Genomic DNA, 8,100 nt, shown 5'->3' with positions numbered 1-8,100 from the left:
GCCCGACAGCAGCAGGATGATGAAGCTGTAGAGCGCGATCTCGCCGAGCAGGAACGACCAATGGGTCGGGAAGACCTTGTTGATCGACCGCTTCACGAACGCGGCGGCCTTATACCGCTCGTCCGCCTCATCGGCTTGATTGGCGATTTTGCGAGCTAGATCTATTGCCATGGCCGACACCCCGCCCTGGGTGAGTGGTATCCGTTCCTACTACAGACGGTAGCAGAGCTGTCTGCCGGAATCGATGGGGTTCTCCGGAAGAATTGTGGAACAAGATCATTCACATTTGTCCGGCTCGCAGGGCGCCGTTCGATCCGAGTCGATATCGTTTTACTTGTGAGCGCCATGGCACCGCAGGACGCGACGATGTATTGGCTGTCCGAACGGACGCGCAACGACCTTTTTCTGCTGTATTGCTTCGTCGACCGCGGACGGCCCACCCAGGAACTGCGCGCCGCCGTCGCCGAACGGAGCGCGCGGATCGCGGACCTCCGGGTCCGGCTGCGCGAACTGCCCGCCGACATCGATTACCCGTTCTGGACGCGATGTGAATTCGCTGCCGAGCAATTCGTGGAACATGAACTGGCGGAGCGTAATTGGTCGCACCTGCTGCTCGTTCTCGGCGAGTTGCTCGGCACCGGCGTCGATGCCGCCGTGCACCCGTGGCGGCTGCACGTCTTCCGCGCGATCGCCGACGCGCCAGGGCTGGAAGGCGACCCGGCGCTGGTGGTGGTGCTCCAGATGTCCCATGCGCTGGCCGATGGGCGACGGGCCTCGGCGATCGGGCGTGCGCTGTTCGGTGCGGTGGAGAATCGCCCGGTGGGGGACGAAGGCCGATCACGGTTGCCGGCGCCCGGTGGGGTACGGACCGGAGGCGACGGCGGTGCCGAGGCCGCGGGTGCCGACAGTTCGGTCGGCGAGGCTCGGAGCACGCCGAGTGATCGATCGATGCTGGACGTATCCACGCGAAAGGTGCTCGCTGATTCCCACGGGATCGGCTGGACGGCAGAGGCCCGTGGGCGGACGATCGGTGACGCGGTGTCGGCGAGCGTGTCGTCCGCGGGAGCGCGCGTCGGCTCGGTGGTAGTGCGTGGGCGGACGGTCGGTGATGCGGTGTCGGCGAGCGTGTTGCCGATAGGTGTGCTGATCGATTCGGCGGTCGGCCTGCTGCGCGTGCCGGTTCGGATGGCCGCGACGGCGGTGCGTGGCTACCAGGCGTTTCGAGCCCAGCAGCGGCTGGCGGAGTTGACCGAGGCGGGCGAATTGCCATCGCCCGGACAGGGTTACCCGCCGAGCGCGCTGAACCGGACCACGGTAGAGGGGATTTCGCGGCACGAAGCTCGGATGCTGGTGTTCCCGGCGGAAGATCTGCGGGTGCCCGGTCGTACCGTCACGGTCGTCGTCTTGACCGCGGTGTCGCTGGCGCTCGCCCGCTACCTGGCCGACCGGGGCGAGCCGGTGGAGCGTCTCGGTGCGCAGGTCCCGATGGCCCTTCCCGAGGTCGACCGCCCCCGCAACAACTATCGCAGCCTCGGCGTCGATCTCTTCATCGACGAACCCGATCTGGGCCTGCGCGCCGACAAGATCGCCGCCGCGCTCGCCGACCGGCGCGTCCGCGCGCGGCACCCGCTGCTGTCGGCGCAGGACCGGGTCACCGCGGCAGTCCCCGCCCCGTTGCTGCGTCGGGACGTGGACCGCTACCCCCTCGACACCGTTCCCGACTCGATAGCGGGGCACACGGTCGTCTCCAGTGTCGACCGCGGCCCGGCCGACCTGTCCTTCGGCGGCGGGGAGGTGCGCTTCACGGCCGGGTTCCCCGCACTCGGCTCGGTCATGCACCTCACCCACGGGGTACACGGCCTCGGCGACACCATCACCATCTCACTGCACGCCGACCAGGCGGTCCTACCGGATCTCGACGCCTACGCCGCCCACCTCCGCGCCGCGCTGCTGGAAGCGCGCCGCACCCGGCTCGACTCCGCCCCGGCGTGACGATCGCACGCCCGCGGGTCAAGAACGGACGAGGGCGGGCTGGGGTGCGGACTGGTGGACCTCGGCGGAGATCTTGATCTCCAGTTCCAGCCGGGTGGCGTTGATGACCGAGCGTTCCTCCTCGACGGTGTTCTCGATCGCTCGCGACCACAGCGCCTGGATCTCGGTGATCTCCTCGGCGACGGCCTCGCCGTCGAGTTCGATCCTGCGGCGCTGCAAACTGATGTTCAGCGCCGCCGTGAGCGTACGCATCAGGTCCTCGCAGCGATTGGGGATCTTGCGATGCGCTACGACGCGCAAACTGCTGATGAAGCCTCGCGAGCCGGTGATGATCTGCCGGATCTCCTCGTCCACTTGATCCAGCTCGTCGGCCTCCCAGCGTTCGCAGCGCAACAACTGCTGGCGCACGTCGCTCGAGATGGCCAGCACCGAGGACACCGCGGTGAGCACCGACTCCCGCCGCCATTTGTCGTGCTCGCGCCGCTCGGCCGCCGCGTTGGTCGACTCCACGCTGCGCTGCGCCGCGTCCAGGGTGACCCGGTTGCGCTCGTCCGCGGCGGTGAGCGCCGCTCGGTTCGTGCGGTTGTTGACCAGCACGCCGACCAATGCCGCCATGGCGACGATGAGGGAACCGAAGAGCGGGAGCCACTGAGTCACGGGGACGATCATTCCATCGGAATGGGAAGTCGCACAGCCTAGATCGGACGAACGGTGCTCGCCCGCTGCCGGACGCCGTGGGTCGGCCCGAGCGTGTCGGCTTCTGGGGACCTGCCGCGCCGCGAACCCGTAGCCATCGAACGGCGAATGCCTCCGGCGAAGCGATTCCCGCGTGGAGAATAGTGGCCCACGTGCAAGCCGCGTCCAGTCGCCGAAGACCCGGCCGCCGAGCTGCCGTATCTCATGCGAAAGGCCGGGTCGGACGCGATCAAGCGTCCGACCCGGCCTTTCGTGGCGGAGGATAGGGGATTTGAACCCCTGAGGGCGTTAACCCAACCCGCGTTCCAGGCGAGCGCCATAGGCCACTAGGCGAATCCTCCGTGGAGCAGCATACCGGTAGCCCCCCGTCGGTCGCCAAACAGGGTGGGGAAGGGGAGTGAAGTACCTGTTCGGCCCGGGGTGATGGACCCGGAAGGTGGTGTTGCGGACCGGAGGCGCTACACTGGCCGACGGATCCCGCGCGGCGCGCATCCTGTGAACTCCCCCAGGGCCGGAAGGCAGCAAGGGTCAACGGGCTCTGCCGGGTGCGCGGGGTCCCCTATCTTATGGCTCGCGCGGCGTATGCGCGGTTGCCGAGCCTTCGCTCGATCGGTGCGGACTGGGCGTGGCCCGGGTTCTGGGCGAACCCCGTCCGTCGACGGATAACGCCTCCAATTCCGGGCACCACACGGGTAACGTGAACACCGTCCGCGGATGCATGTGCGTCTGCATGGACAACTGTTCGGTCGCCGCCCATCGGTCCGGCCAGACCATCGTCCCCTAGCTGCTTGAAAGGCTGCCCAGGATGCCCCGGCAAACGCAGATCGGTTTGATGAGCCATGAGGAGCTCGTGCTCGAGCACGACACCCAGACCGCGAACTACGCGACGCTCAAGACCGAGAAGCTCACGCTGGACCTGACCCGGGGAAAACCTTCGCCGGAGCAACTCGACCTGTCCGCCGCCCTGCTGCACCTGCCCGGCGAGGGCGATTTCCGCGACGGCGCAGGCACCGACTGCCGCAACTACGGTGGCCTGCACGGTCTCCCGGAGTTGCGCGCGATCTTCGGCGAGCTGCTGAACATCCCGGTGGATAATCTGCTCGCGGGCAACAACGCCAGCCTCGAGCTGATGCACGACGTGATCACCTACGCGATGCTGTACGGCACCAATGATTCCGAGCGTCGCTGGGCCGCCGAGGATACCCTGAAGTTCCTGTGCCCGGCCCCCGGTTACGACCGGCACTTCGCGATCACCGAGGCGCTCGGCTTCGAGATGATCCCGATCCCGATGCGCCACGACGGCCCGGACACCCACGCCATCGCCGAGCTGCTGGCGAAGGACCCGCAGATCAAGGGTCTGTGGGCAGTGCCGAACTACGCCAACCCGACCGGCGTGGTGTTCTCCGAAGACGTTGTCCGCGAATTGGTCTCGATGCCGGCGGCAGCGCCCGACTTCCGGCTGTTCTGGGACAACGCGTACGCGGTGCACCCGCTCACCGACACCGCCGCACCGGTGATCGACGTGCTCGGACTGGCCGCCGCCGCCGGAAACCCGAACCGCCCGTTGGTGTTCGCCTCCACCTCGAAGATCACCTTCGCCGGCGCGGGCGTGAGCTTCCTCGGCGGTTCCACCGCGAACCTGGACTGGTACCTGAGCCACGCCTCGAAGAAGAGCATCGGCCCCGACAAGATCAATCAACTGCGTCACCTGCGCTTCTTCGGCGACGCCGACGGCGTGCGCGCGCACATGCAGAAGCACCGCGCCATCCTGGAACCGAAGTTCGCCCTGGTGCTGAAGGTCCTCGAGGACCGCCTGGGCGCGTCCAAGGTGGCGTCCTGGACCGAGCCCAAGGGCGGCTACTTCATCAGCCTGGACGTGCTGGAGGGCACCGCGGCGCGGGTGATCGCGCTCGCGAAGGAGGCGGGTATCGCGCTCACGGCGGCCGGTTCGGCCTTCCCGTACAAGAACGACCCGGAGGACAAGAACATCCGGATCGCCCCGAGCTTCCCGAAGCTGCCCGAGCTGGAGAAGGCGATGGACGGCTTGGCCACCTGCGTGCTGCTGGCGGCCACCGAGAAGCTGCTCGGCAAGTAGCGGCGGATCGAGAACACATTGATCGCCCGGCACGGATTCGTGCCGGGCGATTCCGTTGGCGCTCGATCCGATGCCGACAGAGGTGGGACATTGGGGCAGCCGCCTACCCGGTCTCCAACAGTTCCTTGAGCCGCGCCAGATCCCCCCGGTTCGCCCGCCGGATCGCTGCTTCCAGTACCGGCGCGGCGAGTTTCCCGAATCCGCTCGGCTCGCCGCGGTTGCGCAGCGTCATACGGGTGCCGCCCCCCGGCGTGTCCGCCCAGGTGTAGGTCGTCTCCATCGGAAACGGCCCCTGCGCGGTGCGCATCACCAGCCGGATGCCGGGCTCGTAGGCGACCACCTCGTAGGTGTAGGTCAGTTTGTTGCCGAGGAAGTGCGCGACGAACGCCATGCGTGAGCCGACGCCCAGCGGCGGCTCGGTTTCCCAGGTGACGCCGTGGATGCGCGAATACCAGGCCGGAGCGTGCGCCGGATCGGCCGCGTACGCCGCGACCAGCTCGCGGGAGCGGTCGATCACGACGTCGGTGCTCACGTCGACGGCCATCGGCCGGGTCAGTGCGGCTTGTGCGCGAGGACGGCGAACATGGTGACCGAGAGGTGGATGTCGCCGTTGGCCGCGCCCGCCTCCAGGTCGGTCAGCAGCTGTTCGCGCTGCGCCTCGGTGATCGCGCCGCGCGCGACCGCCATCGCCGAGACCCTGGTCACCAACGATCCCGCGCCCACGCTGCGGTCCTGCACCAAGGCATGCGAACCGATGTCGTCGACCACCAGGCCCGCCTTGGTGAGCAGGCCGGGGAGCCGACGGCCGGACAACGGATTGGTGGTGGCCGACACGAGGGTATCGATCACCTCTCGGACGACCTGCCGGTCACCGGGGTGCATGATCGCCGTTCCCCAATCGCTGTCCACCACGACGACGCGTCCACCCGGGCGGAGCACGCGCGCGATCTCGTTGGCCGCGCGGGCGGGCGCGGTCAGGTGCTGGAAGACTCGTTCGCACAGGACGGCGTCGAAGCTCTCCGCGCCGAACGGCACGCCGTACGCGTCCCCGGAGTGGAATTTGGCGGTCGAGCCGGCCTCGGCGGCGCGGCGCTCGGCGGAGGCGAGCAGATGCGGGTCGGGCTCGATCCCGACCGCGCTGCCGCCCGGGCCCACCGCTTCGGCGAAGTTGACGACCTCCGTGCCGGTGCCGGAGCCGATGTCCAGGGCGTGCTCGCCGGGCCGCAGCGCGAGCGCTTCATGCGCCCAGCTGCGCAAGCGGCGGATACCGGGCAGCGCGGCCTGTAGGTCGCGCACGTCTACGAGTTGGTCCTGGCCTGCTCGGTCGAACCGGTCGGGGCGCAATGCGTAGGTGTTCATGGGCCCGTGTCCATCCCTGGCCGTTGCCGTCGTCTTGGTCGGTGTCGCCGTCATCTGAGGCATGGTCTGGAGCCTACGCGGCAGGTCATCTACCCGCGCGTAGGCAATGTGAGGTGAGTCACTCCCCAGGTCGGTCGGCGACGACCCGCGGCGTCCCGCCCCGTCGGCGCCGGTGAGATGATCGACCCGTCCCCAGCACATCGAGCAGGAGGTAGGCGATGACTCGCACGCTATGCCTGGCGCAGGACGCCGAGGCGGACAAGCTACTGACCGAGGACCACTTCGCCACCCTGCTCGGCATGCTCCTGGACCAGCAGTACCCGATGGAGCACGCTTTCCGCGGCCCGAAGAAGATCGCCGACCGGATGGGTGGCTTCGACATCCAGCGCATCGCGGAGGCCGACCCCCAGGAGTTCGAGGAGCTCGCCGCGACGCCGCCCGCGATCCACCGCTACGGCAGGTCCATGGCCCGGCGCGCGCAGGAATTGGCGCGCTACGTCATCGAGCACTACGACGGCAAGGCGGAGAACATCTGGACGGCGGGCGACCCGGACGGGAAAGAGGTGCTGCGCCGCCTGAAGGACCTCCCCGGCTACGGCGAGCAGAAGGCGAAGATCTTTCTGGCTCTTCTGGGTAAGCAGCGGGGCGTGCGGGTGGAAGGCTGGCGCGCGGCGGCGGGCGCGTACGGCGACGAGGGCTCACGCCGATCGGTTGCCGACGTGACGGACGCCGAATCTCTCGCGCAGGTAAGGGAATTCAAGAAGCAGGCGAAAGCGGCGGCCAAAGCGAAGTAGTACGGCAACTGTAACTCTGCGGTTGCCTATTTGAAATCGTCCTGCGTTTTTTCCTCGTTCTCGCACAGCCGGTGCCTGATGCTTTTGCCTGGAACGGCTCCACCTGAGATGAGGGATTGCAGGACATGAGGATGAGGAAACTCGCCGTGGTGGCGGCGCTGGTGACCATTGCGACCGGAGTGGCCGCGGGGACATCCGGTGCCGCGCCGGCGGAAGAAAGCACCGAAAGCGTCATCAATTTCACCGCGTACGCGACGGACACCCAGTCGATCATCGAAACCGACGCGGGTTCGCTCGCCGTCGAGGACGAGGTGCTCCAAGTGAAGGCCTCCAACGGTACCGTGCTCGCGGCACAGCCGCTGCGGTTTCAGCTGGAGGACTTCGAATTCCCGATCGCCGCACAGATTTCCGGTCGTAACGCGACGCTGACGCCGCTGTTCGACCGGGAGCACGCGGTCTACAAGCCGGTCGCCCTGCCCTACGAGGACAAGGCGCCGTGGAAGACCGAGTACGACCGTGAGGTCGCCGCCTGGACCCGCTTGACCAGCACGATCGCCGCCGGGGCGACCATCGGCACGCTCGTCGGCGGCATCGCGGGCGGTGCGATCGGCTGCGTGCTCGGCGGCATCGCCGGCGCCACCGTCGCCTCCGCGGCCATCGTCGGCCTGTTCGGCGCGTTCATCCCGGCTGCCGCCATCGGCTGCCTCGGCGGCATCATCGCCGTCGGCGCCCTGGGCACCCTCGCCGGCCAGCTGCTGGTCACCGCTCCGGTCGCGATCGGTGCTGCGATCCAGTACTTCAGCACCATCAACCAGCCGTTCAACGCCCCGAAGTAATCCTTCCGAGCGAAAATACCCCGCCCCCGTGGAACTCTCCGGGCAGCGGGGTCTTTTCGCGTGCCCACGACCTGCGGAAACAATGTGCCTGTGCACACAACGGCGCGTCGAGGGTTGGTGCGTCGCGGAAATCAATGTTAATTTTGATGACATGTCTGCTGGCCGATCGAACCTCCTGCGCGTCACTTACGTGACCGCCGCGCTGGGTCTGCGGCTGCCATTGACACGCGAACTGTGTCGCCTCTCTTGCTGCAGCTGAGCGGTTTTTCCTGCTCATTTGCTGCCTCGCCGCCCATGTAGGCATGTCCCGTCGATTACGGGACTTCAG

Annotated in this window: 7 protein-coding genes, 1 tRNA gene, 1 other RNA gene and 1 pseudogene; 5 read left to right on the top strand and 5 right to left on the bottom strand. The window is 67.7% G+C overall.

What is annotated here, in order from left to right; translation table 11 throughout:
* A pseudogene (locus tag ACGF7Y_RS32775) lies at positions 1 to 171 on the bottom strand (cytochrome b); the annotation flags it as partial.
* A 165-nt stretch (positions 172 to 336) separates the two neighbouring features.
* Between ACGF7Y_RS32775 and ACGF7Y_RS32770 the strand changes: the two are divergent.
* Complete coding sequence (locus tag ACGF7Y_RS32770; protein ID WP_393240669.1) at positions 337 to 1,992, top strand: WS/DGAT domain-containing protein; 1,656 nt, start codon at positions 337 to 339, stop codon at positions 1,990 to 1,992.
* Positions 1,993 to 2,010: 18 nt separating this feature from the next.
* Here the strand turns inward: ACGF7Y_RS32770 and ACGF7Y_RS32765 are convergent, their stop codons facing one another.
* Complete coding sequence (locus ACGF7Y_RS32765) at positions 2,011 to 2,649, bottom strand: hypothetical protein (RefSeq protein ID WP_393240666.1); 639 nt, start codon at positions 2,647 to 2,649, stop codon at positions 2,011 to 2,013.
* Between the two features lie 292 nt (positions 2,650 to 2,941).
* Positions 2,942 to 3,029, bottom strand: a tRNA-Ser gene (locus tag ACGF7Y_RS32760).
* Positions 3,030 to 3,157: 128 nt separating this feature from the next.
* Here ACGF7Y_RS32760 and ffs point away from each other — a divergent pair.
* Together ffs and ACGF7Y_RS32750 are read left to right on the top strand one after the other, a co-directional pair.
* Positions 3,158 to 3,252: signal recognition particle sRNA small type (gene ffs / locus ACGF7Y_RS32755), an RNA gene on the top strand.
* A 241-nt stretch (positions 3,253 to 3,493) separates the two neighbouring features.
* Positions 3,494 to 4,783, top strand: a complete 1,290-nt coding sequence (locus ACGF7Y_RS32750; protein WP_393240663.1) for an aminotransferase class I/II-fold pyridoxal phosphate-dependent enzyme — start codon at positions 3,494 to 3,496, stop codon at positions 4,781 to 4,783.
* Positions 4,784 to 4,886: 103 nt separating this feature from the next.
* Here the strand turns inward: ACGF7Y_RS32750 and ACGF7Y_RS32745 are convergent, their stop codons facing one another.
* Entirely contained in the window at positions 4,887 to 5,315 is a 429-nt protein-coding gene (locus tag ACGF7Y_RS32745; RefSeq protein WP_393240660.1) for an SRPBCC family protein, read from the bottom strand.
* Positions 5,316 to 5,335: 20 nt separating this feature from the next.
* Positions 5,336 to 6,142 (bottom strand): methyltransferase domain-containing protein, encoded by an 807-nt coding sequence (locus ACGF7Y_RS32740; RefSeq protein WP_393240692.1) that lies wholly within the window; start codon positions 6,140 to 6,142, stop codon positions 5,336 to 5,338.
* A 218-nt stretch (positions 6,143 to 6,360) separates the two neighbouring features.
* Between ACGF7Y_RS32740 and ACGF7Y_RS32735 the strand changes: the two genes are divergently transcribed.
* Together ACGF7Y_RS32735 and ACGF7Y_RS32730 are read left to right on the top strand one after the other, a co-directional pair.
* Complete coding sequence (locus ACGF7Y_RS32735) at positions 6,361 to 6,936, top strand: HhH-GPD-type base excision DNA repair protein (RefSeq protein ID WP_393240657.1); 576 nt, start codon at positions 6,361 to 6,363, stop codon at positions 6,934 to 6,936.
* A 125-nt stretch (positions 6,937 to 7,061) separates the two neighbouring features.
* A complete protein-coding gene (locus ACGF7Y_RS32730; protein WP_393240655.1) occupies positions 7,062 to 7,772 on the top strand; it encodes a hypothetical protein in 711 nt (236 codons plus the stop codon).
* Positions 7,773 to 8,100: the final 328 nt, after the last annotated feature.

The organism is Nocardia sp. NPDC047654 (genome assembly GCF_043205035.1).
Taxonomy (GTDB): Bacteria; Actinomycetota; Actinomycetes; order Mycobacteriales; family Mycobacteriaceae; genus Nocardia.
The sequence above is the reverse complement of the archived record's forward strand: the minus strand, read 5'-3'. Positions and strand labels throughout refer to the sequence as shown.

Coding starts and splice junctions, on each gene's coding strand:
- ACGF7Y_RS32750 (WP_393240663.1), top strand. CDS start 3,494: ATGCCCCGGCAAACGCAGATCGGTTTGATGAGCCATGAGGAGCTCGTG.
- ACGF7Y_RS32740 (WP_393240692.1), bottom strand. CDS start 6,142: ATGAACACCTACGCATTGCGCCCCGACCGGTTCGACCGAGCAGGCCAG.
- ACGF7Y_RS32735 (WP_393240657.1), top strand. CDS start 6,361: ATGACTCGCACGCTATGCCTGGCGCAGGACGCCGAGGCGGACAAGCTA.
- ACGF7Y_RS32730 (WP_393240655.1), top strand. CDS start 7,062: ATGAGGATGAGGAAACTCGCCGTGGTGGCGGCGCTGGTGACCATTGCG.